General features: G+C 35.9%; 28 protein-coding genes, 2 tRNA genes and 1 other annotated feature. Of the genes, 4 read left to right on the forward strand and 26 right to left on the reverse strand.

The genetic code is table 11. The features are described from left to right. Positions 1–15 precede the first annotated feature (15 nt). The 7 genes from UGRO018_RS11665 to UGRO018_RS11695 are packed head-to-tail and all read right to left on the reverse strand — an operon-like array spanning position 16 to position 4,966. The gene (locus UGRO018_RS11665) at positions 16–1,101 is read right to left on the reverse strand and encodes an AI-2E family transporter (protein WP_416326664.1); all 1,086 of its coding nucleotides are present in this window, start codon (positions 1,099–1,101) and stop codon (positions 16–18) included. Between the two features lie 57 nt (positions 1,102–1,158). Further along, positions 1,159–1,935 (reverse strand): septum site-determining protein MinD, encoded by a 777-nt coding sequence (minD, locus tag UGRO018_RS11670; protein ID WP_416326665.1) that lies wholly within the window; start codon positions 1,933–1,935, stop codon positions 1,159–1,161. Next, positions 1,923–2,480: a hypothetical protein gene (locus UGRO018_RS11675; protein WP_416326666.1), complete on the reverse strand. Its 558-nt coding sequence runs from the start codon at positions 2,478–2,480 to the stop codon at positions 1,923–1,925. Before UGRO018_RS11675 ends, minD begins: the two co-directional genes overlap by 13 nt. Beyond that, positions 2,453–3,010, reverse strand: a complete 558-nt coding sequence (locus tag UGRO018_RS11680) for a rod shape-determining protein MreD (protein ID WP_416326667.1) — start codon at positions 3,008–3,010, stop codon at positions 2,453–2,455. Before UGRO018_RS11680 ends, UGRO018_RS11675 begins: the two co-directional genes overlap by 28 nt. Beyond that, a complete protein-coding gene (gene mreC / locus UGRO018_RS11685) occupies positions 3,010–3,837 on the reverse strand; it encodes a rod shape-determining protein MreC (RefSeq protein WP_416326668.1) in 828 nt (275 codons plus the stop codon). The genes UGRO018_RS11680 and mreC overlap by 1 nt, the downstream gene beginning before the upstream one ends. 50 nt (positions 3,838–3,887) lie before the next feature. Next, a complete protein-coding gene (radC, locus tag UGRO018_RS11690) occupies positions 3,888–4,565 on the reverse strand; it encodes a RadC family protein (protein ID WP_416326669.1) in 678 nt (225 codons plus the stop codon). Further along, entirely contained in the window at positions 4,562–4,966 is a 405-nt protein-coding gene (locus UGRO018_RS11695; RefSeq protein ID WP_416326670.1) for an SPOR domain-containing protein, read from the reverse strand. Before UGRO018_RS11695 ends, radC begins: the two co-directional genes overlap by 4 nt. Before the next feature lie 173 nt (positions 4,967–5,139). Between UGRO018_RS11695 and UGRO018_RS11700 the strand changes: the two genes are divergently transcribed. Further along, positions 5,140–5,742 (forward strand): hypothetical protein, encoded by a 603-nt coding sequence (locus tag UGRO018_RS11700; protein WP_416326671.1) that lies wholly within the window; start codon positions 5,140–5,142, stop codon positions 5,740–5,742. A gap of 115 nt (positions 5,743–5,857) precedes the next feature. Here the strand turns inward: UGRO018_RS11700 and UGRO018_RS11705 are convergent, their stop codons facing one another. The 4 genes from UGRO018_RS11705 to UGRO018_RS11720 all read right to left on the reverse strand — a co-directional run bounded on the left by UGRO018_RS11705 (position 5,858) and on the right by UGRO018_RS11720 (position 7,916). Further along, a complete protein-coding gene (locus UGRO018_RS11705; RefSeq protein ID WP_416326672.1) occupies positions 5,858–6,610 on the reverse strand; it encodes a PHP domain-containing protein in 753 nt (250 codons plus the stop codon). Between the two features lie 11 nt (positions 6,611–6,621). Then, on the reverse strand, positions 6,622–7,461 hold the full coding sequence (locus UGRO018_RS11710; protein WP_416326673.1) for a DegV family protein: 840 nt from the start codon (positions 7,459–7,461) through the stop codon (positions 6,622–6,624). A 171-nt stretch (positions 7,462–7,632) separates the two neighbouring features. Then, positions 7,633–7,720, reverse strand: a tRNA-Ser gene (locus tag UGRO018_RS11715). A 120-nt stretch (positions 7,721–7,840) separates the two neighbouring features. After that, positions 7,841–7,916: transfer RNA gene (locus UGRO018_RS11720), tRNA-His, on the reverse strand. Positions 7,917–8,164: 248 nt separating this feature from the next. Between UGRO018_RS11720 and UGRO018_RS11725 the strand changes: the two genes are divergently transcribed. Together UGRO018_RS11725 and UGRO018_RS11730 are read left to right on the forward strand one after the other, a co-directional pair. Then, complete coding sequence (locus UGRO018_RS11725) at positions 8,165–8,482, forward strand: aspartyl beta-hydroxylase (protein ID WP_416326674.1); 318 nt, start codon at positions 8,165–8,167, stop codon at positions 8,480–8,482. Then, positions 8,472–10,073, forward strand: coding sequence for an ABC1 kinase family protein (locus UGRO018_RS11730; RefSeq protein WP_416326675.1), 1,602 nt, complete (start codon positions 8,472–8,474; stop codon positions 10,071–10,073). Before UGRO018_RS11725 ends, UGRO018_RS11730 begins: the two co-directional genes overlap by 11 nt. Positions 10,074–10,172: 99 nt before the next feature. Here the strand turns inward: UGRO018_RS11730 and UGRO018_RS11735 are convergent, their stop codons facing one another. From UGRO018_RS11735 to UGRO018_RS11785, 11 genes are all read right to left on the reverse strand, one after another. After that, positions 10,173–10,895, reverse strand: coding sequence for an NAD-dependent protein deacylase (locus UGRO018_RS11735; RefSeq protein ID WP_416326676.1), 723 nt, complete (start codon positions 10,893–10,895; stop codon positions 10,173–10,175). 4 nt (positions 10,896–10,899) lie between these two features. Then, positions 10,900–13,488, reverse strand: coding sequence for an AAA family ATPase (locus UGRO018_RS11740; RefSeq protein ID WP_416326677.1), 2,589 nt, complete (start codon positions 13,486–13,488; stop codon positions 10,900–10,902). Further along, the gene (locus UGRO018_RS11745) at positions 13,478–14,593 is read right to left on the reverse strand and encodes an exonuclease SbcCD subunit D (protein ID WP_416326678.1); all 1,116 of its coding nucleotides are present in this window, start codon (positions 14,591–14,593) and stop codon (positions 13,478–13,480) included. The genes UGRO018_RS11740 and UGRO018_RS11745 overlap by 11 nt, the downstream gene beginning before the upstream one ends. Before the next feature lie 56 nt (positions 14,594–14,649). Next, on the reverse strand, positions 14,650–15,417 hold the full coding sequence (locus UGRO018_RS11750) for a hypothetical protein (protein ID WP_416326679.1): 768 nt from the start codon (positions 15,415–15,417) through the stop codon (positions 14,650–14,652). A gap of 81 nt (positions 15,418–15,498) precedes the next feature. Next, the gene (locus UGRO018_RS11755) at positions 15,499–16,683 is read right to left on the reverse strand and encodes a M20 metallopeptidase family protein (RefSeq protein WP_416326680.1); all 1,185 of its coding nucleotides are present in this window, start codon (positions 16,681–16,683) and stop codon (positions 15,499–15,501) included. Between the two features lie 4 nt (positions 16,684–16,687). Beyond that, positions 16,688–17,503, reverse strand: coding sequence for a MetQ/NlpA family ABC transporter substrate-binding protein (locus UGRO018_RS11760; RefSeq protein ID WP_416326681.1), 816 nt, complete (start codon positions 17,501–17,503; stop codon positions 16,688–16,690). 16 nt (positions 17,504–17,519) lie between these two features. After that, positions 17,520–18,200 carry a methionine ABC transporter permease gene (locus tag UGRO018_RS11765; RefSeq protein ID WP_416326682.1) on the reverse strand — a complete coding sequence of 227 codons (681 nt, stop codon included), beginning with the start codon at positions 18,198–18,200 and terminating at the stop codon, positions 17,520–17,522. Continuing rightward, positions 18,194–19,228, reverse strand: a complete 1,035-nt coding sequence (locus tag UGRO018_RS11770) for a methionine ABC transporter ATP-binding protein (RefSeq protein WP_416326683.1) — start codon at positions 19,226–19,228, stop codon at positions 18,194–18,196. The genes UGRO018_RS11765 and UGRO018_RS11770 overlap by 7 nt, the downstream gene beginning before the upstream one ends. Before the next feature lie 36 nt (positions 19,229–19,264). After that, positions 19,265–19,518 (reverse strand) — a binding site (T-box leader). 78 nt (positions 19,519–19,596) lie between these two features. After that, the gene (locus UGRO018_RS11775) at positions 19,597–20,211 is read right to left on the reverse strand and encodes a hypothetical protein (RefSeq protein WP_416326684.1); all 615 of its coding nucleotides are present in this window, start codon (positions 20,209–20,211) and stop codon (positions 19,597–19,599) included. Positions 20,212–20,449: 238 nt separating this feature from the next. After that, the gene (locus UGRO018_RS11780) at positions 20,450–20,914 is read right to left on the reverse strand and encodes a DUF4352 domain-containing protein (RefSeq protein WP_416326685.1); all 465 of its coding nucleotides are present in this window, start codon (positions 20,912–20,914) and stop codon (positions 20,450–20,452) included. A 59-nt stretch (positions 20,915–20,973) separates the two neighbouring features. Further along, entirely contained in the window at positions 20,974–21,705 is a 732-nt protein-coding gene (locus UGRO018_RS11785; protein ID WP_416326686.1) for an amidohydrolase family protein, read from the reverse strand. A gap of 96 nt (positions 21,706–21,801) precedes the next feature. Here UGRO018_RS11785 and UGRO018_RS11790 point away from each other — a divergent pair, with 96 nt between their 5' ends. Continuing rightward, positions 21,802–22,629, forward strand: coding sequence for an alpha/beta hydrolase (locus UGRO018_RS11790; RefSeq protein WP_416326687.1), 828 nt, complete (start codon positions 21,802–21,804; stop codon positions 22,627–22,629). A gap of 9 nt (positions 22,630–22,638) precedes the next feature. Here the strand turns inward: UGRO018_RS11790 and UGRO018_RS11795 are convergent, their stop codons facing one another. The 4 genes from UGRO018_RS11795 to UGRO018_RS11810 form a co-directional block, all read right to left on the reverse strand. After that, positions 22,639–23,295 (reverse strand): hypothetical protein, encoded by a 657-nt coding sequence (locus UGRO018_RS11795; RefSeq protein WP_416326688.1) that lies wholly within the window; start codon positions 23,293–23,295, stop codon positions 22,639–22,641. After that, the gene (locus UGRO018_RS11800) at positions 23,288–24,766 is read right to left on the reverse strand and encodes a nicotinate phosphoribosyltransferase (RefSeq protein WP_416326689.1); all 1,479 of its coding nucleotides are present in this window, start codon (positions 24,764–24,766) and stop codon (positions 23,288–23,290) included. Before UGRO018_RS11800 ends, UGRO018_RS11795 begins: the two co-directional genes overlap by 8 nt. Next, positions 24,763–25,398: a cysteine hydrolase family protein gene (locus UGRO018_RS11805; RefSeq protein WP_416326690.1), complete on the reverse strand. Its 636-nt coding sequence runs from the start codon at positions 25,396–25,398 to the stop codon at positions 24,763–24,765. Before UGRO018_RS11805 ends, UGRO018_RS11800 begins: the two co-directional genes overlap by 4 nt. 126 nt (positions 25,399–25,524) lie before the next feature. Beyond that, a complete protein-coding gene (locus UGRO018_RS11810) occupies positions 25,525–26,862 on the reverse strand; it encodes a diguanylate cyclase domain-containing protein (RefSeq protein WP_416326691.1) in 1,338 nt (445 codons plus the stop codon). Between the last annotated feature and the right edge of the window lie 31 nt (positions 26,863–26,893).

Here is a 26,893-nt window from a genome sequence, read left to right on the forward strand (position 1 = left end):
TAAAAAAAGAAGTAGTTACACTACTTCATCTTCATGTTTTGATTTATAGACTTCCAGACCTGTTTTCACGATAATCGTTACCGGCACTGAAATCATGATACCAATCGGTCCATAGATGACACCACCTGCGAAAATCACAAAGATGGTCAATAAAGGTCCAAGAGAACTTCTTTTTTCATGCACGATCGGTGATATGACATAGTTATCTACATTGCTTAGTACCAAGATACCAATGATCAATGCAATCAAATTCGGTGTTGCCAATGTAAGACCTGTCAACAATCCGATTGCATTGGCGATGGTTCCACCAATATATGGAACAATGGTTCCTATAGCAGATATGATACCGATGATCAACCAATCCGGATGCCCAACCAGAAAATAAAAGGCACAATACTCAATCAATCGAATCAACACCAGGATGATAAGAGATTTGATATACACATAAACATTTTTATCCATCGGTGTCAAATAATCTTCACAGTTCGGAAAGAAAAAGCGAAGAAATCTTTTTACTTGTCGCTTGATCTTTTCAAAATCAAACATCATATAAACAGCGATAATAATAGTAAATAAAATATTGGTCAAATAATCCAAGATCTTTGTCATTAAATTAGGAAGTGATGACAACAACTGTGGCATCCAGTTATCGTAACCCTCCAATAGCTTAATGATATTATCCTGTATGGTATTCACAACAGAAAAATCTTTGAAATTCCCAACTTCTTTAATTTTGTTGCTGATCCATTGTACCCCTTCAATGATACTTGAAATGAAGGAATTGATCTTAGAATAAAGTGATGGAAATAGCATTACAATTAAAATCACGATAGCTATGATAATGAGCACCCATAAAGCTAGAATGGAAAAATTTTTAGGAATTCCTTTGGTTTTCAGATACTCTACCAATGGGCTCATAATATAAGCAATGACAAACCCTGTAAGAAATGGAGTCAAAATGGAAAGTAGCATACTTGTCCAACTACCCCATACCATTTGTGTCTTCATCAACAAATAAAGAATCAGAAGGAAACCGATGATTTTTAGAAGTGCATACAGAGAACATTTTTCATCTATTTTTTTCAATAATCGTTGAAACATCATCTCACCAGCTTTCTTTTCTGTTCTATTTTATCATGGAACAGGTAAAAAAACCAGTCAGCTAAATAGTTTCGCAAAGATACCACGGTTATGTAATTTAGGAAGTGCTACATGTTCTCCTTGTAATCTTTTTGCGATAACCTGAAAGCATTCAGAAAGAAGCTGGTTTCGTTTTATGACCGCAGGTTTTCCCAAATTTCCACTACGTTGCATTTCTTCATCCTCGATGATATAGCCAAGGAAATCCACAGCTAACCAGTGTTTTGCGTCCTCTAAGGGGATACTCACACCTTTTTCAATATTTTTCGGATGATAACGATTGACCAAAAAAGAAATTTGTTCCATTCCTTCTTGCATTAGGATACCGACAATGCGATCGGCATCTTGTAGCGCTGTCACATCTAATGTCGTTACCAAAATCACATGTCGAACACAACCGATCGAACAATAAAAACCTTTTTCAATACCCGCTGCACTATCTAATAGCACATAATCGAATTGCTTGGCCAATTGTTCTACCATTTGTTTCAGTTGTGCTTGAGGAAATGCATCGATTTGAATACTTTTACACGCAGGTATCAAATATAAATTACGATTATATTTATCCTGTAGCATTGCCTTTTTTAAAGAACATCTTCCTTCCATTACATCCTTTAAATCATAGATTACACGATTTTCCAATCCCATCATATAATCAAGATTTTTCAACCCCAGATCCATATCGATCAAGCATACTGTCTTATTCATCATCGCCAGAGTTTCTCCTAGATTTAATACGACGCTGCTTTTCCCTACCCCGCCTTTACCTGACGCAATTGCGATTATCTCTCCCATATCGCTCCTCCTTTTACTTCATTCAGGATTACCTGTCGATTTTTATAGTAAACTTTTCCCGGCGCAAAACTTGTCACATTATGGAAACTGCTATCACAAATCCTCACTTTAGCGTCAAATAAAGATGCCGCAATTTCGCAACTTTTATGACAAGCATCGATACTACCTTCCACTTTACCTATTACATATAAATTGGCTTTGGTTATCAAGTAGCTTTCTTTATGAAGGTCACCGATCCATATCGTATCATGATCAAGTGTTATTTCTTGTCCACTCCATAAATCCCCTTGTTTTACTTGCATTGGATGTTCTTGCTGCTCATCCATTCCGGTTATGATCACGTTATTGTTCTCACATAAATGAAACAATTGCTTTAATCCTGTAGAGGATAAAAACGGTAAATGAAAAAAGGCTTCTATCGTTTTTCCATGTGCATGAAAAAGCTTGAGCCTTTTTTCTATTTCAACAAGGAACTCCGCTTCCTTGTCATATTCCGCATAAATATGAACACCATCCATCAATCCTTTGACTTTAATCTGAACCATTCTATCTTCTCGCCCTTTCGTATCCGCTTTTCCTTCATAAAAAGGTAATCATCTTTGATACGCATCAGCAAGACTATGATCATGACAAGAATCGTATTCGCTAACAATGTCAACAGTTCATAATGTTCTGCCCATTCCATCAAAGACAAAGTGGTAATTCTTTGAAAAACCATGTAGCAGTATACCATAATGTCTTTGGCGAAAATTGTCACAATACACAGAATCAATGATTCAATTAATGTTTCGGTCATATGCTTGCTCCAAAGACGAAGCAAACATGCAGTGATTCCATAAATGATTGCATAAACCAAAAAGGTATTCGCACAGAAAAAGTCATAAAACATTCCCCATAAGATTGCGAACAATACAGATTCCAGAAAATCAAATTTACGTATGGTTAAGATCACAGCACAAAATCCGAGATTTGCGACAAACAACAATCCATTGAGAAGATAATCTCCAGGAAATAGTACCATTAAAATTTCATCTGCCAGAAAGCAGATCCATACGAACAAGGTATGTGCCAACATTATTTCTCTCCTATGACAGAGACAATGGAGAAGCTTTGGAAATCATCAATCGGTGTCACATACACCGTTTGCCCTGTCTGATTGGTAAGTGCTTGAACTGTATCTACGGTTCCTACGAAGATACCATCCGGATATGCACCACCTTTACCACTGGAAATAACTTGCATTCCTTGTTTGATATCATCACTTGCATCAAATAACTTTACCACATAGCGTCCTTTTCTAGCATCATAGCTTTCCAGAATGCCATCTACTGATGTTTTATCTGAAATACTGATTTTTATCGCTACATTGTTTTGCTTATCTTGACTGGTCAACAATTTAACAACACTGGAATACGTGCTAACACTTTGTATTTTACCAATTAAGCCTTTATTTGTACGAACAGCCATACCTTCCTTAATGCCATCTTTACTACCCTTGTCAATCACGACCTGATTATTCCAATAAGCCTGATCACGAGTTTTCACATGAGCATACGTTAAAAGATATTTATCTTCATCCTTTTGTAAATCCAAAGCTTCATTCAATTCAGCATTTTTACGTTTTAATTCATCATTTTCTGCTTGAATGGAAGGCATGGTGGAAATCAAAGATTTCAAATTGTCATTTTCATCCTTCACAGCCCATAGATCTGAAAAATCCTTCATCCAGTTTTTCACTGTATTCAAAGGTTGATCGATCAACCCATATTTCAACATACTCACACCATCGTATGCAAGATTACTTGTTAAATTACCGCCTATACTACGTAATACAATACCAAAGATCAGAAAAACAACGATCATAGCTAATAGTATTTTCTGAAGACGATTCAGTTTCGACATGCTATCACCTAACTTTACTGCTACTATTATATAGGCTAAATGAAAATAGTTCAATCAATAAGTTGATTTTGACGAAAACTTGTATAGGAATTTTTACCGACAATGATATGGTCAAGTAATGGAATGCTGGTGATTCTACCACATTCTTCTATCGCTTTGGTAACGGCAATATCAGCTGGGGATGGTTCTGTATTACCAGATGGATGATTGTGTACACAAATGATCTTTGCACATCCTTTCGCAAGTGCTTCCTTATAAATTTCTCTTGGATGCACACTGGCACTCGTCATGGTCCCCTTAAACATGGTTTTATAACTTTCGATTTTATTTTGCTGATCCAAAAACAGCACTATAAAATGTTCTTGACCAGCAAAGCCGATTTGTTGGTTTAACCAATCTACAATATCTTGGGGCTGATTTACATATCCCTTTTGTTTTACTTTTTCGAAGGAAATACGTCTACCAAGTTCAAAAGCTGCTTGAAGTTCTAACGCCTTTGCTTCCTTGATTCCCTCAATCTTCATAAGGGAATGAATGGAAGATACCCCCAATTCTCCGAGATTTCCACTTTGATTCAAAACATCATCTGCGATTTCAAGTGCTGAACGTTTCCTTGTTCCGCTTCTTAATAAAATCGCAATCAATTCTCGATTGCTCAATGCCTCAATACCATCTTGTAGCGCATGCTCTCTTGGTCGCTCTGACAAACTCAAATCTTTTACTTTCATTCTGCTATCCTTTCCAGCACCTCCTGGTATTTCTTTTCGTCAATCAGTTTTGCTACCTCATTACTCTCAATCTGTGCCGTTTTTTGGATATAGTTCAATTTTAATGAAGTTAACTTATCTTGTCCGTTTTTGGTATCATCGATATTCGTGCTGATATAACATACCACAGCAGTAACATCTCCTTGTTTCCATGTATAGGAATCAATGCCATTCTTTTTTAGTTTTTCCATCATTTCTTTCATGGTATCTTCTTGTTTGTATAAGCCCACCTGGTTCATATAAAGCGTCTTATGTAAGATATCTTCATTTTTTACGGTATAGGAAAATAATAGATAATAAAACCCTGTAAACAACATAGAGAAAATAAGTGCAGTTATCATGATGACTCGCTTTTGATTCATTTCCACACCTCCAATACAATTTATGAATCCAAAACGCATCTCATGTCTGATTCGACAGGAAAGGACAAAAACACCTCCTTACTATATACATACGTAATTGATACCTAAAAATCCTAAATAATTTTGAAAAAAAGTAAAAGAATGTTAAAATATAGAAAAAATGGAGGATATACATGAAAAAAATAAAGTTTGTTTGTTGTCTTATGATGACTCTATTACCGATAACCGGTTGTAGTGATAAAGCTCAAGCTACTCCAAGTGAAGTTGTAGCTGCTTTTTTGGATGCTTATCAAAGTCATGATAATCAAAAGATCGCACAATATAGCACTTGGGAAAATTATGATGCTACCGCTTTGGAATTGCGTGATGAAGATTATATGGATGGAGTAAATAAAGATCTACAGAAAAAAGTGTATGATATGATGCTGGATTTTTCACATAAAGAGAATTCAGAAGCCATACAAGATGATACTGCTAAGGTTGAAGTCACCTTAACGATGTATGACTTTGAACCTACAATAAAAAGCGGTATGGAAGCAGCTACTAAAAAAACAGATGAATTAAGCAAAAATGAATCTATTCGTGATGAAGAAATTCAAAAAGAGATCTTGACCACATTATTTGAGCATATGGAAAAAGCAGAAAAAAGTAAAAGTGTCACGACAACCGTTCATCTAATCAAAAAAGACAAGGAATGGAAAGTCAGTGAAGATAACAATGACCTTAGTGATGCCTTATTAATTAACACGCAATCTATTCAAGATGTAGCAGAATAAAAAAACGCTTAAACAAGGTATTCTTTTCATCAGCAAGTCTAATTGCTGATGTTTTTTTATGATAGAAATATATACTAAAAAAAGCTCATCCAAGAGCTTTTTATCATGTTAAGATTCAAAATCGACCGACATCATCCAGACATTGAGCATTACTAACACGTTTGACGATCACGCCTTGTTCTTTACAGATCGTCAGAAAAGGTTTTGAAAGTCCTGCATCTTCATGTTGATATAGATAACCAAGACTTGCATCATCCTCAACATATAGCTTTTGCTTTGCTAACAACATGGCTAGTTTATGATAGGTATGATCCAATTTAAATTTACAAGGAACCTTTAACGCTTTGATAGTATCAAACCCTGCAATCCCATCAAACAACTGACTTGTCAACATCGCATTCATCATTTCATAATATCGACGATATAAAAACCCCGCATTATATTTATCCCAAAGCATTTCATGAGAGTGATCGATCCATGCAAATGCAAGATTATCTAAAAAATGAATACAGCCAATAAAAACATCATAATCAAATTCTGATTTTAATTTTCGAATGAAGGTTTCATGCTGTGTAAAATAGCATACTTCCAAACCAAATTGCACTTGAATAGGAAACTCTTTTTGCCTCATTTCAAGGATAAAGCGTTGATAATCTTTGATAGAGTTCGTATTTACTGATTGAAACCACTCTCTTTGACAAGGATAGGTAGTACATACCTCACGATACATTACTTTACATTCCTTAAATTTATGCGTTGGTTCTAATATCACAATACCTTGTAACCCTTGTTCCATTGCCTTATCAATATATTCCAAAAGGCGCTCATAAGTATACGGTCCCGTAAATGCTATATGTGCATCTATCATATCAGATCTCCTCAATATTTAAGCTTTCTGATTCTTCCAAAGCCAATGGTACCTGGACCTGTATGTGACATAATGACCGCTTTAAAAACATGTTGTTCTACAGGACGTCCTGTTGCTTCTTCCAGTAGCCCTTTTAATTCATCACTCATCGAGCGATTATTGGCATCAATGATCATCCAATCATATTCTTCTGGGTCAATTCCATCTGTAACGACCTTGATTCCCTCTTTATAAGCCTTTTTGATAGTTCTAACCTTATCCACAAGATCGATTCCCCCATGTTCCACCTTCAATAGAGGATGAATTTTTAAAAGCCCTGCTAAGGCTGCAGCTGCCGGAGAAATCCTTCCACCATTTTTTAATGCTGTCAAATTTTCAGGTATCAAAATAGCAAACATGTCACTTTCCGTTTCTAGTTTTTGTTTGACCGTAGCACAATCATAGCCTTTTTCAAACATTTCTCTAGCGACCAATAGTTGTTTTACTACAGGATAGCAAACATATTCGCTATCAACAACAGTAACTTTACCTTCGAATTGCTCAGCTAATGTAATGGCAACGCTACATGTACCAGATAGGGCTTTGCTTAGCGGAATATAGAAAACCTCATCATAGCTTTCTAATAGCTTTTTCCATGTGGTGACAATATCTCCGATAACTGGTTGGGCTGTTTTTACTTGTTCTTCTCTGTTTAATGCTTCGATTATATCCTGATCAAATATCGTTTCTTCTTCGATATACTCTTTACCGTTGATGGTGATGGGCATACGGATAACATGAATATCTAGCTTTTCTGCCTCTTCTTTCGTGATATCCGCACTGGAATCACATAATAAAGCGATGTTCTTCATAAAATCACTCCTTAACGTAGATTATAACAATTTTCATTTGGAAATACAACAAAACCTCTGTGCCAATCAAAGATTTCTTCCCCTTTTTCGACACGTACGATAAGCCGGCGTAGTGAACCTGTTAAGAATCTCATGCGTAAAAAAACGTCCTATCGGACGTTATCGGTTATATGGCGGAGCGCATGAGATTCGAACTCACGGTAGCTTTCACTACGCCACCTTTCCAAGATGGTGCCTTAAACCGCTCGGCCAACGCTCCATGTTCCTGCTATTCAGGTCACTTCTATAATTTTACAGATTTTCAAATAAAAGTCAATTCTTTTTTTCTATAAATATATTAGAAGAAAAAAAGCTGATTTCTCAGCTTTGCTTATTTATATGGGGCGGACGATGGGGATCGAACCCACGCATGACGGGACCACAACCCGCTGTGTTAACCACTTCACCACATCCGCCATGTGTTAAGCGATTTATATTATATCCTATCCCCATCGGTTTGTAAATACCTTTTTTGAATTTTTTTACAAAAATTGATTCAAACATTGAGTCAAAAGGAAACTATGGGTTAAAAATGCCAAAATCACCTCTTCACTCTCCTATTCTTAGGATCTTTTATGAAGTAAAAAACAGGAATTGTAAGTATTTTCTGTTTTTCTATTTGTTTCGTGTTAAAATAATAATAGATAAAAAAGGAGGATTCATTATGAATAACATCAGTGATGAATTAAAGAAAATCATATTGGCCGGAATCGGAGCAGCAGCTACTACCGCTGAGAAAAGCAAAGAAGTAGTGGATCAGTTGGTAAAGAAAGGCGAGCTGACGGTAGAACAAGGAAAGGTTTTAAATGAAGAATTAAAACACAACATTAAGGAAAAGCTAAGAACTCCTGCAAATGCTGACGAAATCAGCAAAGATCTAGAAAAAGTCAGCAAAGACGATCTGGCAAAATTAAAAGCAAAAATTGAAGAATTGGAAAAGGGATCACAAGAATCATCCCAATCAGAACAGGATGCCGAATAATAACGGCACCTTAAGCAGTAAAAAACGTCTGGCTCAGATTATCGGTATCCTAAAGAAACATCATCTGACACAGGGCATTGATCCTGTTAAGTTTCGACAGATATTAGAGGATCTAGGTCCGACGTTTGTTAAAATCGGCCAGATCATGTCCTCAAGACAGGATATGTTCAGCGAACGCTATTGTAAAGAGCTGATCAAGCTACGTGATAATGTTGCGCCAATGCCCTTTTCTACTGTGGAACAAGTCATCGAAGATGAGTATGGCGTATCCAGAAAGGAAATTTTTCCTTATTTGGAAAAAGAACCTCTTGGCAGCGCCTCTATCGCACAAGTACATAAAGCTACAACAAAAGATGGTAAACAAATTGTTGTCAAGGTACAAAGACCCCATATTTATCAAATGATGGAACGAGATATTTCCTTAGTGAGAAGAGCCGTCAAAATTCTGAGACTTAATGAAGTTCTTGGTAGTGTAGTTGATTTAAATATCGTTTTAGATGAATTTTGGTTTACCGCAAAACAAGAAATGGACTTCTTAAATGAAGCGCATTTTGCGATGAATTTTGCTAAGTTAAATGAAGATATCGTATATATTGGATATCCAGAAATTGAATTAGAATATACGACAAGTAAAGTTCTTGTGATGGAATATATTGACGGATATCAGATTGATGCCTTTGAAGAACTGTCAGAAAACGGTTATGATCGAAAAGAAATAGGTGAAAAACTAGCAGAGAATTACATCAAACAAATTGTTGATGATGGATTTTTCCATGCGGATCCACATTTAGGAAATATCCGAATTCGTGATGGAAAGATCGTGTGGATCGATTTCGGTATGATGGGCACTCTATCAAAACAGGATAAAGACCTCATGAAAGATGCTGTGCTTGCAATCGGAACAAGTGATGCGCAAAAGCTTGTTGACGTTATTCTTGTACTTGGTGTTCATGATGATCGTATTGATTATACTGGACTCTATAGTGATATTGAAGTATTTATGAAAAAATACATCAGTATGGATTTAAAGGATATCAATCTTGGCTTTGCGATTCAAGAAGTTTTTACCATAGCACATAAGCATCGTATTTCCATGCCAAAAGGTATTAGCATGCTTGCCAGAGGTCTAGTAACAATCGAAAGTACGATGACCGTTTTAGATCCTGAAATCAATATCATCACAATCGCCGCAAATCATGTCAGTCAAAATAAGCTAAAACATATTGATGTAAAAAAAGAGCTTGCTTCGGCTAGCAAACGCTTGTATGATGCAGGATCACAAACGCTTGATATTCCGATCAAATTGAACGAATTGATTCAAATGGTTCTGAAAGGAAGGATCAAACTTAATTTGGAAGTCATGGATTCTACTGTACCATTAAACACAGTGAATCACATGGTAAATAAATTGACCGTCGGTATTGTTTCTGCCGGTTTATTAATGGCTAGTTCTTTGCTTTGCACAACCGATATGACACCAAAACTATTTGGTATTCCAGCCATTGGTTTTGTTGGCTATATCACCGCCCTTGGCCTTGGCTTTTGGTTGTTTGTAACTGTCTTAAAAGAACGACATAAAAGAAAAAGATAAACACCATTTGTAAATTAAACTCATATTTAAAAAAGACGAGAACTTTTAAATGATATGCTCGTCTTTTCTTTTCGTTTTAAATTTAACACAAATAAGCACTTATTTTATGATACTTCCTAACACTTTTCCAATAGGATCATGTATCACGATATCTGCATTACCATCCATAGAGGTTGAAGCCTTATTTATCAAAATCAAATGTTTGCCACGGAAATATCGCAACAATCCTGCCGCCGGATATACTACCAAGCTTGTTCCCCCAACAATCATAGTATCTGCTGAAGAAATATAGGCAATTGCTTTTTCCATAACATCCATGTCTAGACTTTCTCCATATAAAACCACTTCCGGTTTGATAATTCCTCCGCATTTTTTACATAATGGTACACCATCTTTTTGTGCAAGGATATCCTCTAGGGTATAAAACTCACCACAATCCATACAGCGATTACGATGGATGCTACCATGTAACTCTAATACTTCTTGACTACCTGCCATTTGATGTAACCCATCAATATTTTGTGTAATAACTGCCTTAAGCTTACCTTGTTGTTCTAATTTTGCTAATGCAATATGAGCAGGATTTGGCATAGCATGCTCATAAACCATTTCATGAAAATAAAAATCATAAAATTGATTGGTATGATTCATAAAAAAGTCATGTGATATCATTGTTTCCGCTTGATATGGATACGTTTTTTTACTATAGATCCCGCTTTGTGATCGAAAATCCGGAATATTGCTTTCCGTACTGACTCCTGCACCACCAAAAAATACGATCTGTTTGCTAGCTTCTAATACTTCTTTTACATTTTCATACATAATCTCAATCCCTTCTGATAGCAATTGTACTACCATTTCTTGTTTTTTCAACCTCTATTCCATCCGGAATATGTTCTTTTAACATTTCGACATGTGATATGATTCCAATGGTTCCCTTTTGTTTGCTCATCTTTTCAAGGATGGTCAATGCATCAGCGATACTTTGCTCATCCAATGTACCAAAGCCCTCATCGATAAACATACAGTCAAAGCTGATTCCACCATTTCTTGCCTGAACACTAATAGATAAAGCTAAAGACAAGGCCAGTGAAACAAGAAATTTTTCACCACCTGATAAGGAAACAACGCTTCTCATAGAACATGTATATGCATCATAAATGGAAAACTCTAATCCGAATTTACGTGTTTTTCCACTTGCGTGCTCACTACGATAAATCTGATATCTTCCATGATGAACACCTTGTAATAATTGATTTGCGTTTTGTGTGATATTAGACAACATAACACCCAATACATAACGCTCGATGCCCACACTGTTATCACCTCGCATAGCTTTAGCAAAATGCATCAACTTTTGATAATGAGGTTGCATTTCTTCATATGCTTGAATCATTGCTTCAGATTTCTTTAATACTTGTTGTAACAGTTTCTTCCTACTATCTAATTTTGCTAACTCACTTAATTGTTGCTTTCGTGTTATCTCCAGTATTTTTTGATGTTCAAGCAATTGTACAAGATCTTTTATTTCTTCTTGTTCAAGCTGTAGATCAATTTCTTTTTTTCGTGTGGAAATTTGAATCATCAAAGTCTTATGCTCTTCTTGTTCTTTTTGATACGCTTCAATGATATCAGCATTGGGTTGATGCTTCAATACTTCCTCTTCATACTGATGCTCGTTATGCTGTTCATATTCTGTTTTCGCATGTTCCATCATGACCTTAGCTTGATACAATTCTTTTTCTTTCGTTTTTACATCCAATTCGCTATGATCCTTTTCCTTTTGGATGTTGAGAATATCATTCTCTAATTCTATCATGCGTTGATTTTCTTTTTGCATTCTTTGCTTCCAATGAACATGTTCTTGGCGTAATGTATCCATATCATCGATATGTTGATAGTCTGGATATTTGCAAAGATACTCCTTTGTGATTTGTTCAAGCTGAAGTTGTACATGTTTTGCTTCGGCACAGGCTTTGGTCAGCTTCATTTGCAAAGCTGTCTTTGTTTCTTTTGCTTCTTCTACCTGTTCTTTTATCTTTTTTAGCGCCAAGACATCTACATATTGCTGTTGAATGACTTCAGTATATGGATGGCTACATGAACCACAAACCGGACAAGGTTCGTTTTCCTTTAATACTTCACGAAGTTGCATTGCAGTATCGTTGAGATATCCTTCATACAAAGTAGTGTGTTGGTGTTCTAACTGTTTTAATTGTTCCTCATGTTGTTGTAACTTTTGCTGTAATTGTTGTTCTTGTTTCAATGCAATGATTTCTTGCTTTTTTTGTTCTTTTTTCTGTTGAAACAGCTCCATACAAGCCAATAGCTCTGTTTCCTTCTTCATATGCTCTGGTTGATTCTGCTTTAATGTTGCTAGTTCCTGTTTCATAGGCTCTAAAAGAGCTACTTGTTGTATGAGCAAATCTTTTTTTCTCAATGCTTCCTCATATTCTTGTTTACGTTTCATGAAAGCTTGATCATATCGTTGATAGCTTTGATAATAAGGTAAGATTTTTTCTACCTCTTGATAAGCAAGGATCATCGCTTTTCTTTCTTCAATCATGGGGAGTTGTGCTTGAAGTCCTGCTTCTTTTTCTTGTAGAGATGATCGTTCCTCTAACAAGCTTTGAACATTTCTTTGATGATGAATATCCTCCTGTAGAAGATTCCATTGTTGCTCTAAATCCTGAAGTTCATGATTTTGCTGTTCCTTTTTCTTTTCGATCTCTAAGCATTCTAATTGTACCTCTTCTTTCCCATGTACTTGAATACTTTCCCATAAAGCATCAATTTTCTGTTTTGAGGCTTCCATATCCTTACGCATATCATTTGCTTTTTCACTCAAACGAGTACTGATGCTCTCCCATTTTTCCATTTGAAATAAGGTACGAAGAATCTCTTGTTTGTCTTCGCTCTTGCTTGTCAGTAATTGCTCGAATTTACCTTGAGGTAAGATCATGACCTGAATAAATTGCTCATGCGTTAAACCAATCAAAGAAATCGCCTTTTCTTCTATATTTTTTAATTTTGGATTTTCAAAGAAAGGATAAAAATTTCCTTCTATGATTTCTCCGGCATCCAAGGTTAACTTCACAGCCTTCTCTTTATTTTTTTTCTCTTTAACCTCAACCTTGCGCATGAAACGATATAAATGACCCTTAAGTTCAAAACTAAAATCTACCAATGTGGGCACATCATCTTTCACAAATCGAGAACGCATGCTTTCAAAGCCTTCCCGTTGCCCTCCACTGCTTTTTCCATAAAGTGCATAAGTGATAGCATCTAATATCATCGTCTTACCGCTACCTGTTTCTCCTCGAATCAAAAATAGATGAGGAAAAGTTGAAAAATCAATCTTTTGAGATGTCACATATGGGCCAAATGCCTGCATTGTCAATGATTTAGGAAGCATATTCCTCCTCCTTTTCTTCACTTACTTCTAGAAACCAACCGATTTCTTCATCATCTAATTCTTCTTCATAATAATCTAAAAAGAAATGTCGTACGATATCCAGATCATTCATTTCTTCTAATTGTTCAAAAGGAATACTAATGGTTTCCTTTGCAATGGCAGTTTTACCTACAAGCTGTAATAACGTTGGTAGATGTTCTTTAAAATACTCCATTGTTTCATAACTAACGATACTATCTGTTAATTCAACCTTATAATAAGCTTGTTGAGATATGGGTTTTTCTAACTGCTTTTGAATCTGTTCAAAGCTTCCTTTGATCGTGATAAATGGGTGTAATGGTTCAATGCTTCGTTTACTGACTTGATTTTTTTCTGTATCATAGATCAATACACAAGAAGCATGCTTTGCTTCTGAAAAAGAATATGGTAAAGGTGAGCCACTATAATAAGTATGATCCAATTGTTGCATCTTATGGAGATGACCCAAAGCAACATAGTCAACATCGTGAAACACCTTGCTGGATACAAGATCACTTCCTCCGATATTCGCAAAACGATCACTTTCACTGACACTGGCATTTGCACAAAAGGTATGGGCTAGCACCACTTTCTTCATTTCTGAAGGTGTTTTTTCAAAGCCTTTGGTTATGATCAAATCAAACGCATCATCCAAACAACGCACCGGCTGTTGATAGATGGTACGTATGGTTTCCAAATGAAAATATGGAATCGGCAAAAAAGCGACATCTTTTAAAATAATTGGCTCTATGATTTGATGAATTCGACCATATACATGAAGTCCCATAGGTGAAAGTAAATGACTCATAGAGGAAAGTCGTTCTCCGGAATCATGATTTCCTGCAATGACGATTACTTCTTTGTTTAACTGTTTACATAATTGTGTCATGATCCAATCAAATAGCTGGATGGCTTCTTTGCTAGCCAATGCAGTATCATAAACATCTCCTGATATCAAAATGACATCGATTTTTTCTTCTATCACGATTTGAATCAACTGTTGCATCAAATCTTTTTGATCTTGTTGTAACGACATCTTATGTAGATCGATACCAAGATGCCAATCTGCTGTATGTAATATTCTCATTTCTATACCTCCTTAACCTATGATTAGAAAAAGCAGAAGAAAGAACTTCATCTGCTTTAATTGATCACAAAGGTTGTTGTAAAATCTTGTCCGAATTGAATATCCGCAAAGTACCAACGAATATTGAATGGTTCAATGATAGATGTAGCACTCCATGTAAAATGATAAGTTGTTTTAGCCGTTATGAAATCACCGCTTTCTGATGTTTTGGTATCGACTAATTTCCATGTCATAGCTACTTCCGGATTTGAATTTACGATGATTTTCGGTGGATTGACAGGATGTTGTTTTCCATAAACATAAGTTACCGTTACATCTGCTTCTCCATTACTTTTCATATTTTCTGTTTGTGAAATAGATAAAATCATAGGAAGATCAACCGTAAGTGTTTCTTCCACTACTTTATCTTCTTCATAAAACGCCTTGATCTTAAACGTATTTTCACCTGTAGTCAAACCATAAGCGCTTTGTGATAAGGCATAGCTCGCATAATTGGTAACATCGAGCAATTCAGTTTCTACACCCTCTGATTTGATCCAATATAAGCGTATTCGTTTTAATCCACTTGTGGTAGAAAGTTTCCATGAAAGATTCACTTCCTTATTTGTGCTATCATATTCTCCTGTAAAGTTTGTGAATTCCGGAGTATCCTTGGTTGTTGGTGTATCAATAGGATCTTGATTCGGCTTTGTGGAAACCGGCTGAGAAGATTGAAATTCCGTATATAGCTTATAGCCTGTCAAAGAAAGTGCGATACCAAGGAAAACAATACACAGAATGACAAAAAAGCTGTTCTTCTTCACAAAAATTTTGAAACGTTCCATTTGCTCGACCTCTTTCTATATCTTCTATTATATCGTTTTTACCTATAAAATACTACCATAAACCAAAAGAAAAGACGAATCCTATGACTCGTCTGAATTAGAAAGATAAGAAAGTGTGTATTCCACAAACAGTCGCAAAGAAATCAATAGTGCATCCTCATCAATATCAAATAGTCCATGATGATGTGCTCTTTCTGTATTTGGTTTCTTGACATTTCTTGAACCGATAAAGGCATAAACCCCTTTCACATGAACAAGATAGTCTGCGAAATCATCTGCTTGTAGCATCTTTGTTTGATTGTGAATGATATGATTTTCACCAACGATATGTTTCGCTACCTCGCTTACTTCTTTTGCGACATCTTCATCATTGATCAATGGTGCCGCATAATCCTTAAATTCCACTTCTGCTTTTGCATGAAACATTTCAGAAGTCGTAAGTGCTATTTCTTCAACCATTTGATTGGTTTTCGCTCTTGTCTGTGGTGTAAAACAACGTGTGGTTCCTTCTATCACAGCATCTTCAGCAATGATATTGTATTGCGTTCCTGCCTGTAATACCCCAACGCCTACTACGGCACTATCCATTGGCGCAATCTGACGAGCAACGATGGATTGTAGATTAACAACAATGGAAGATGCGATATATAATGCATCAATTCCAAGCTGCGGTTGAGAAACATGAGCACCCTTTCCTTTGACCTTGATCTTAAAATAATCGCAACTTGCATTCATCGGTCCAGGTGTTAAAGATACATAGCCCACATCGATTCCACTACACATATGTGCTCCATAAATACGATCTACCCCCTGTAGCAAGCCTTGATCGATAAATTGTCTTGCGCCTTGACCGATTTCTTCAGCCTGTTGGAAGAAAAATCTGATTTCACCTGCAAATTCTTGTTCTCTTTCTTTTAAGATCTTTGCCGTTATCAACAATACTGCTGTATGAGCATCATGACCACAAGCATGTGCACAACCAACATTTCTTGAACGATAGTCAACATCTTTAAGATCCTCCATATTCAAAGCATCGATATCCCCACGAAGGGCAATGCATTTTCCTTCGCCTTTTGCGCCATGAATCACTGCATAGACACCGGTTTCCCCCACCCTTTGATGAAAGATCCCATACTGATCTAGTTCCTGTTCAATTCGTTCTGCGGTATGAAACTCCTTTAAGCTAGGTTCTGGATGGGCGTGAAAATATCGACGTAACTGAATTAGATTTTCTTTTTCTTTTTCAATATATGTGGGAATATTCATAATATCACCATGCACACAAGAACGCTCCCTTATATGCGTCTTGAATCGTTTTCTTCACTTCTTCCGTATGATATGCATTTACGACCTTTTGATAAACCTCATTGTCCTTATCCTTACTTCTTGCGACAATAACATTGACCAACTCCCCGGCAGTATCCAAATTGACATCCTCTGTGAAGATAGCATCCTTTTCCGGATTCAACCCAGCAGTGATTGCATTTCCTCCATTGATGATGGCTGCGCTCATATCCGGTAATAACTTAGCTAACGTTGCACTCTCTGCTTCCTTAATTTCGATGTTCTTATTGTATTTTATGATATCGGCTTTGGTTGGAACCATTCCCTTTGCGGGATCACATTCCAGAATGCCGGCTTTTTCCAATAATTTCAAAGCACGTCCACCATTGGTCAAATCGCTTGGAATTGCGATTACATCTCCATCTTTAATATCTTCAATGCTTGTAATTTTATCTGCATTGTTATAAATTGCTAAAGGTGCAATGATGGTATCTCCAATCGATTCGATCTCATATTGAAACGTTTTGATATCGTTGGCTAGATAAGCTTTATGTTGAAAAGCATTTAAATCAATATCTCCATCATTTAAAGAACGATTCACTGCTGCATAATCAGAATATTTTACCAGTTCAATCTTGATGTTATCTTCTTTCAATAATTCATTCACGGTATCCCATTGTTTATTGTATTCTCCTACAACACCAACCTTTACCGTTGTCATGTTATCCTCTGAACTATTTCCACATCCTGTTAATCCGATCAATAGTGTTAAACTTAATACTGCTGTCCATAATTTTTTCATATTTATTTTCTCCTTTTTAATGTGTTGTTTTTCGTATGATCAAATTTCCTATCAACTGAATAAAGCTGATAATGATAAGAATGATCAAGATGGTACACCAAATCATATCCGTGTAATTCATTTGATGTCCATAACGTATCGCAAAATCACCTAGACCTCCTGCACCTATCGTGCCAGCAATGGCAGTCAATCCGATCAAATTGATCAAGGTAATCATGGTAACTCGAGCAATGCTTGGTATGCTTTCTTTTAAATAAACTCTGGTGATGATTTCAAATGGTGTTGCTCCCATTGCTTGACTGGCTTCTACAAGTCCTGTATCAACTTCTGAGATTGCCGTTTCAATTTGTCGGGAAAAGAAGGGCACGGTTCCTACGATCAACGCTATATAAGAACCTGTAACACCGGATCCTGTACCGACGATCATACGACTCATCGGTATCAACAATACCATTAAAATCAAAAAAGGAATTGAACGAATGACATTGATCATTTTATCTAGAAGATTGTATACCAAACGATTACTTAAGATTCCTAGTGGTCTGGTAATGATCAAGATCACGCCAAAGATTACACCAAACACAAAACTGATCACGCCTGATACGATTACCATTTGTAATGTTTCAATCGTACATTTCCATAATTCAGAGCTTAATTGCTCTAGATTTGGTGCTAATGTATAAATCAACTCTAGCATTCTTTCATCACCTCCACATCAATGCCACATGTCGCAATATATGCTATCGCTTGTTTTATATTTTCTGGCTCTCCGTGTACGATTACGACAAGCTTTCCTAACGGTGCTTTTTTTAACACCTCTACATTGCCGAATACGATATCAGCATCTACCTGAAATCTTCGTGATATGGTAGAAATCAAAGCTTCCTTCGTATTGACACTAGAATACGTTAACATCAATAACTTCTCTCCCGGTTTTAAACGAGTAATCTCACTATCCGCCTTGATAAGATCATAAATTTTATTGACATTGCTTGCGGTTTCAATAAAATTCTTAGTAATCTTAGCTTTCGGATGTGCAAAAATTTCTAAAATATCTCCGGTTTCTTTGACTTCACCATCCTCCATGACAGCAACACGATCGCAAATCTCTTTTATTACATTCATCTCATGGGTAATCAAAACAATCGTGATTCCTAACTGCTCATTCACTCTTTTTAACAATTTCAGAATGGATTGCGTTGTTTGTGGGTCTAATGCGCTGGTTGCTTCATCACAAAGTAGAACATCCGGATCATTGGCAAGTGCTCTGGCAATGGCAACTCTTTGTTTTTGTCCGCCACTTAACTGAGATGGATATGCATTTTTCTTATCCTTTAAATCCACCAATTCCAATAAAGACATAATTTTTTCATCAAGCTGTTGTTTAGATAGCTTACTATGTTTTAAGGGAAACGCAATGTTTTGATACACGGTACGACTTCGCATCAAATTGAAATGTTGGAAGATCATTCCGATTTTCTTTCTTACCTCTCGTAGTTCTTTTGCGGAAAGTTCCATCAAATCCTGTCCATTCACATAAACCTTTCCAGCAGTTGGGCGCTCTAATAAATTGATACAACGAACAAGTGTGGATTTCCCTGCTCCACTAAATCCGATAATGCCAAAGATCTCTTTGTCTTCGATATCCAAAGATACCTGTTTTACAGCATGAACCTCATTTCCCATGACATGAAATGTTTTACTGACATCCTGTAGTTTGATCATATCTATAACCTCCTATCAAATAAAAAAGCTCTCATCCCATAGGACGAAAGCTAAATTCGTGTTACCACCTAAGTTCATTATGACCTCACGATCATAATCTCTTCAAGTACGCCTGTATTGACAGGTTATACTCTATCGCTTTAACGGGCGAACACGTCGTAGCCTAAAGAACTCTCTCGACCACGCAACTCCAAGACCATTTTCAATAGATCCTATCTTTATTCTCTTTCACCATACGAGAACTCTCTGTAAAAGTCTTCTCTATTTACTCTTCTTTTCAACGTCATTTTTGTATCTGCATAAAAGATTACTTGATTTTTTTCTTTTTGTCAACTATTTTGTTTCTTATCTTGCCAAATGGTATGTTATCAACTTGCTTTCTTTGTCAAAAAATATCGAATGCCATAAGTACCACCCAATACTAGAATAGAAATCATATACAGAAAGAGTATATAATTTGTATCTAATAATATCTCATAAAAGGCAAATCTAAATGCAATGGTCGGTGGTATCAAAAAGTGCGTATAGAAATCATCCATCACCAAAAAAACAGAAATCCCCACAAGTACCATCAAACAAGTTTTATATACCGGAATCAACTGTAATAGTAAGATCACCCCTATCATAATAAGAAATATCGGTAAATAAGCAATCAACATTTTTATTGAAACAATAATATCCATGATGGAATAATGCTTGATAAAGGTCGTCAAAGATACGAATAACAACTCTACAAATGCGGAAAACACAGCAATCATCAACATGGTCAATACATCTTGTGCAAGCATGTTTTTAGATGGTTTCGTGTTTGAATTAGTACTCCATTCATACAACAAGATCAATAGTATCGGTAACAACGGCAACATGGTTTCATAATGACCATTCATAAAAACCAATATTCCCCATACAACAATGATCAAGGCGATATAAAGCTTATTGTTCAAAAAAGCAACAGATAAATGATTCCAACTGTTTTTTAACATAGGCTACTCCCTTCCATGTATGGATCATATGATGGATATATCATTCCCATCACACCTACATACACTTCTAAATGATTAGGATACTAACTATTTTTTTGTGCCCTTTCAAGGACACCATTGCCTAATAAACAGTAATTTACCATTCACTTTATATTTCATAAAAATCCCCTCTTTTTCTATCTTTAGTATACTTTTTTATACATAGTACTGTCAAGAAAAAAAAGAAAGCGTTGTGCTTTCATTTGATCTTATATTTCAGCTTATAGGTTTTTCCTTCACTTTCATCATCAAAATATTCTGTATAGGTCATCATAATTTTATTGGCACTACTGGATATAATAAAAATCAGTTTACCACTCTTAGACTCTTGAGGTTTCAAGGCATATTCATCTGGAAACTGATTTCTGACACCAAAATTATTTTCCGCTTCATAAGGTCCATCTTGATCATATGTGATCATAAAATCATCCTTATACATCACTAAGATTTCATTTGTGATATTGGTAATTTTCAGATGCAGAATCAAAAACTGAGCACCATCATCTACAATGAAATCATTCAGTTCCTTTCCTGCAAGCTCGATCTGAGTCAGTTTACACGTAAAGAAGATGGTTTGAAATTCGTTGATCATTGCCTGATTGGGACAATAATCTCCTGTTAACAGAATATTATGTTTATCGTTTTCACGCAGAAGTATTTCCATTGTTTTTCACCTCTCTAACATACTATATGATAAAGATTTGAAAAACTGTCGAACTTTGCTTAAATAATGATATTTGGATAAATTCTGACACCTTTTTTGATAACCTGATAGATCAAGCCTTCTTCTAACGTAGAAAACATCTCTTCTATATGATGTACATTGATCAATAAAAGATCAGCTATCATTCCAGCATCAATCATTCCTGTTTTTTTCAGTTGTAAACATCTGGCTGGAAATATGGTCATTGCTTTTAATAACAGATGAGGATCTATGGCGTTTTTCAAATATAATAATTGTGCTGTTTTCAAAGGATCATAACTACGATATCCGCCACTGATACAAAACCGTTTTTTCATTTTTTGATTGGATAACACACTCTGAACATCGATGAGAGGATAACCTGCTTTTAAATGTTGTTTCCATAAGATATCATAGGCAAAAAAAGGAGTTTGCCATACAGGTGTTGCTTGATTCAAATATAGTGTGGTAACCCCATGTTGCATATAAAGATTTGCTGTTTCATGAAGGATACGTTGTTCATCAAAACGATGGAGCATAGAAAGTTCCATATGCATATCAATGAATCCCGGTACCATGATATGTCCAAGAGCATCAATCACTCTGGTATCCTTATCAATAAGATGTTGATAATCTCCTGTACCTACTTCAAGGATAGTATCATGAAAAACGCCTACATAAGCGTTGGATAAAACGATCATATGATGCTTGATTTCCTTACACGTATATAATCGATGAATACGAGTAATTAGTAACGTAGCTTTCTTATACACACATCTTCTCCTCATCATAACATCTTTATTATAAGGCAATTTCACACAGAATGGTATGTTTTTTTATGATATAATGGAAAAGCAAGGAGGGATCCTATGTTTGAAAAACTAAAACAATATTTCCAGAAAAATGAAAAAGAAACGGTTACTTCTCCTGTTATCATTACCATTCATGGATACGGTAGAAGATGTCAGCATGAATTTGATAACTTCGCTTTATGGGGTCGTAAGGATGGTTTCACGATCGTTCAATTTGATATGTATGACCTTTTTGATGAACAAGACTGTGATTGGAAACAATGGCTTGCTCGTGCGAAAGATCAAGTAAAACGCTATAAAAATAGTGGAGTGCCTATTTATCTGGTTGGCTTTTCCATGGGTGGTGTCATTGCCAGTTATCTGGCCGCAACCTTTCAAGTAGATCGTCTGATCCTTTTAGCCCCTGCATTCAGCTATATCAATATGGATATGGTCAGTGGCGTCATTACAAAAACCGCTGCCAGCTTATGGTCAAATGAGAAAAAAGAAGAAATCAAGCTTCCATCAAGCTTTTATTCCGCTTTTATGGATATCGTAAAAAATCTAAAGAAATATATTGTGGATGTGGAATGTCCCGTATTGTTTCTTCATGGAGATCAAGATGAGGTGATTTCCATCAAAAGCTCATTATGGGCCTATGAGAAGCTTCCTCATGATAGAAAAAAATTAATCATTTTACATGAAGGACATCATCGATTGTTGATGGATGAAAACGTTCATTGGGAATGTTATCAGATCATGAAACTGTTTTTAAATAAAGAACTTCTTGGAGATACCGAGATCATACAAGCTGAGGATATCATGGATTCTTTGATAGAAAAAAAACGTGCCATGATGCAAGAATCAACGAAAGAAAAGGAAATCAATGGAGAACTTCCCTTATGATTTCCTTTTTTATGCTTTCTTTTCAATATTTCTTGTATAAAATTTTTCATATACATTGGTGAAGAAATTGCCTTTTCCCGTTTTGTGATATCGTATGATCAACAATGTCAATAAGATTCCCGCAACTGTAGCACACATGACATCGGTAATGGTATCATGCACCCCTTGAGAATAATGATTGATACAATCATTATCGAAAAAGATCAACATGGCATATTCATAAAATTCCCAAATTTCACCTATTGCGATATTAACGGCATTAATAAAGATCAAAAATATATGAAAGTCATTTTTACTCGCAAACTGATTTGTTTTTTTGACAAAGAAATATAGTATTACTGCCAATGTCGTGATAAACCAACCACTGGAAAAATGTAGTACTTTATCAAACCCCATATAGGAATACCAATGAAATCCACTACCGATAAGGCTTGCGAAATAAGTGAAGATCGTAGAAACGATATAGATTTCATACACCGGTTTAAAATGAAACAAGCGAAAAGCTACAGGTACGATCAATGGTGTTAACATTGCCACAAAACTCATTCCCACAGCATTCCAATCTTCCATTGTGACACCACGATAAAAGCTGATGATCAATGTAATGATATAAATTCCTATACAAAGTTGGAAGATCCGTTTTAATTTAGTTTCTTTTTTATCCATGCTTGACCTCCTCTAACATTTTTAATTTTAGATCCAATAGCTTTTTAGAAAGATCCACATAATAGGTTTGAGGATATTCAAAACGTTGAATCTCATCCCAGATATGAGAAAACTCTTGTTCGCTATAGCTTCTGATTTCTTTTAGATCAGGTACATCATAGACAAGTTGGCCATCTATAAAGATCGGCTCCAACAAATCTTTGATTTCATAGGTTCCTCCCGGTATCGTTTTATTTTTCCAGCTATTCATCTGATGATAAATCGTCAGATCCTTTTGGGGATCAATGACTTCACCATGAATGGTCATCAAATCACCAATGGCCATTCCACTTTCTTTATCATAGATGCGATATAAATCTTTATATCCAGGATTGGTCACTTTTTCGATATTTTCACTTACTTTGATCTTAGGTATCATTTCACCTTGCTCATACACTGAACTCATTTTATAGACACCACCAAATACAGGCGTGGATTTACTACAGACCAAATTTTCTCCTACCCCCATACTGTTGATACAAGCACCTTGTTGAATCAAGGACTGAATCAAGTATTCATCTAAAGAATTGGATACCACGATATTACAATCTTGCATCCCTGCTTCATCTAGCGCCTTTCTGATTTTCTTGGATAAATATGCCATATCCCCACTATCGATACGTACACCTTGCATGCGATATCCATTTGGTTCTAAGTAATCTTTTGCGACTTTGATGGCATTAGGTAGTCCGCTTTTTAATGTGTCATAGGTATCTAACAATACGGTACAGCCATTGGGATATGTTTTCGCATAAGCTAAGAACGCTTCGTATTCACTATCAAAGGATTGTACAAAAGAATGTGCCATCGTTCCAAGTACCGGCATACCAAACTTCATACCGGCATAGGTAGTTGCAGTTCCCGCAACGCCACCGATATACGCAGCACGAGCTCCATAATTAGCAGAATCAAAGTTATGTGCACGTCTTGCGCCAAATTCCATGATTGCTCTACCATCTGCAGCTTTTACGATCCTTCGTGCCTTTGTCGCAATCAATGTTTGATGGTTGACACATAACAGCATCGCAGTTTCCAACAGCTGTGCATCAATGATCTTAGCTTTGATTCGAATCAATGGCTCGTAAGGAAAAACAGGTGTTCCTTCCTTGATGGCATAAACATCTCCGGTAAAAATAAAATGACGAAGATAATCTAAGAATTCTTCACTGAATTTTCCTAAAGAACGAAGATATGCAATATCAGAATCTTCAAAATGAAGATTTTGAATATATCCGATCACTTCCTCTAATCCAGCAAATACAGCATAACCACCTTCATCGGGATTTTTACGATAAAATAGGTCAAAGGTTACGATACGTTGTGCATTATCTGAATTAAAATAACATTGTGTCATCGTGAGCTCATAAAAATCCATGACCAAACTTAGATTTCTTTCATCTCTAAAGTCAAATTTATAATCTAAGCTTTTCATAAGGTAGCCCCTTTCTTTAATTCAGATACGACCACGATACCATTTGCTTTCATATTAGCGATACTGAATTCATTTGTCATGATGGCATCATGAATCCCTTCGATATGATAGGTATCGATACAATTTATTGGAACGATGATACGTAAATCATTTCTATTATGCTCATTCAGCCATGCATTTAAACACAATGCAAACTGAAGAATACAAATATCACTACAACAACCGGTAATGATGATATCGTGATATAGATCCAATCGTTGTTCCTTCAAAAACTGTTGAAAATCCACACAAGTAAAAGTGTTGGTACTGTTTTTATGAAATAGTTCATGGATATATGGTTGTAAAGCATCTATGACTTCACTTTCTCTTGTGCCAATCACACAATGACTTGGATAAGATTGAAATTCTCTTGTTTTAGGTGGATGTGCATCTGCGATAAAGATGCTTCGTGCGTCTAATTCTTGCAACAGCATTTCAATATTTCGGGTTATTTCATCAATGGAAGGATCTGCAAGGGCTCCTTCAAATACAAAACCGTTGATCATATCTACTACAAACAAAATCGGATCTTTGATATCATGAAGCTCCATTGCTTGATATTCCTTTAAAAAAGTTTTGTTTACTCTTGCCATAATGGTTCTCCTTTTATTTATATACCTCTTTATTATAGACTTTTTTTATTCAATTTCAAAGCAACAGCAAAAAAAACATAAGATTACGATTACAAGGCATCTAAAGTCATGAAGATGATACCTTATTCATGATAATCTTATGTCATCATTTTGACTTGCTTTTTTACTTCGTTTTTGTTCATACATATGCTGATCCGCTTCTTGAATCAAAGCCTCCATCGTATCTTCCTTCTTGGAGAAGATGGCATAACCAAAGGAAAGTTTCGGAAGATAGCTTTCATCATTCAACATGATCGGAGTACTGATCGTTTGGATCATATTCTGTATCGTCTGTTCATTTAATTCTGATAATATGATCATCACAAACTCATCACCGCCAATACGAAATGCATAATCTTCCTTATGTAATATCGCTTTGATATGATGAGCGATTGCTTTCAATAATTCATCACCTATGGTATGTCCATAGGTATCATTGACTGCTTTAAATTCATCTATATCAAGATAAATAAGTGTAAACATCTTTTTTGTTTTAATCAATTTCTGTAATACCTCATACATTTTTCTTCCATTATATAATGTCGTTAGATAATCATGATAAGATAGCTCTACCATTTCCTGTTTCTGACGATAATTCTTCATCAAAGCATAACTTAACACCGCAATAAGAGAGCTAATCAACCATTCAATCAGAAGAATCACTCCAAGTTCACCTTTTGATACCCAGCCCCCTATTAAACGAATACTCAAGGTCCATTCACTTTCGGGAACTTCAAATACGGTATCTACAGTATCGGTCATTGATGTATGATCTGAGGATAAAATCACTTGTTTTTCGTTGGTATCAGGAAGCAAACGCCATAATTCATATGCATATCCCATACCATCCAATGCTTCCATATGCGTGCTATGAAAGATTTCCGGTACGTTTAGTACTACAATGGAAAAGCCCCAAAATATCTCTTGATCTCCTTGAGTTAAATAAATTGGCTGACGCACCACGATTCCCATTCCCGATTGATATAATTCAAAAGGTCCGGCCAAGGTGGTTTTCTTTTGATCTCTTGCATATTCTGCTTCAACTCTTCGATCAGGATCATCAAACAAGCTTCCAAACGCCTCTTCATTCCCCTTCAATGGATAAACATATTGAACATCCCCGTCCGGAGCTAGTTGTATACTACGAAAAGCTGTATCATTTTGATACAGTTGTTTCGCTACTTGATCAAAATCATGGATCTCTCCTTGACCATCTATGATCATGATTCTTAAAGTATCCGTTGCCTGTATATAGGATGATAAAGCTTGATTCAATTGACTTGCCTGTGCTCTTCCCAACAACGCTGCTTTTTCCTTGTTCGTTTGTTCCTTATCCTTTGCATAATAGAATGTAAAGAAGGAAGAAACGATCATCATGATCAAAAAAACACCAATGGCAATACTAGCCTCAACATGCTTTTTCATTCACTCACCTAGTTGTATTTTATCATGAATT

It is taken from the genome of Hoskinsella mucinilytica (genome assembly GCF_045223415.1).
Lineage (GTDB): Bacteria > Bacillota_I > Bacilli_A > Erysipelotrichales > Erysipelotrichaceae > Hoskinsella > Hoskinsella mucinilytica.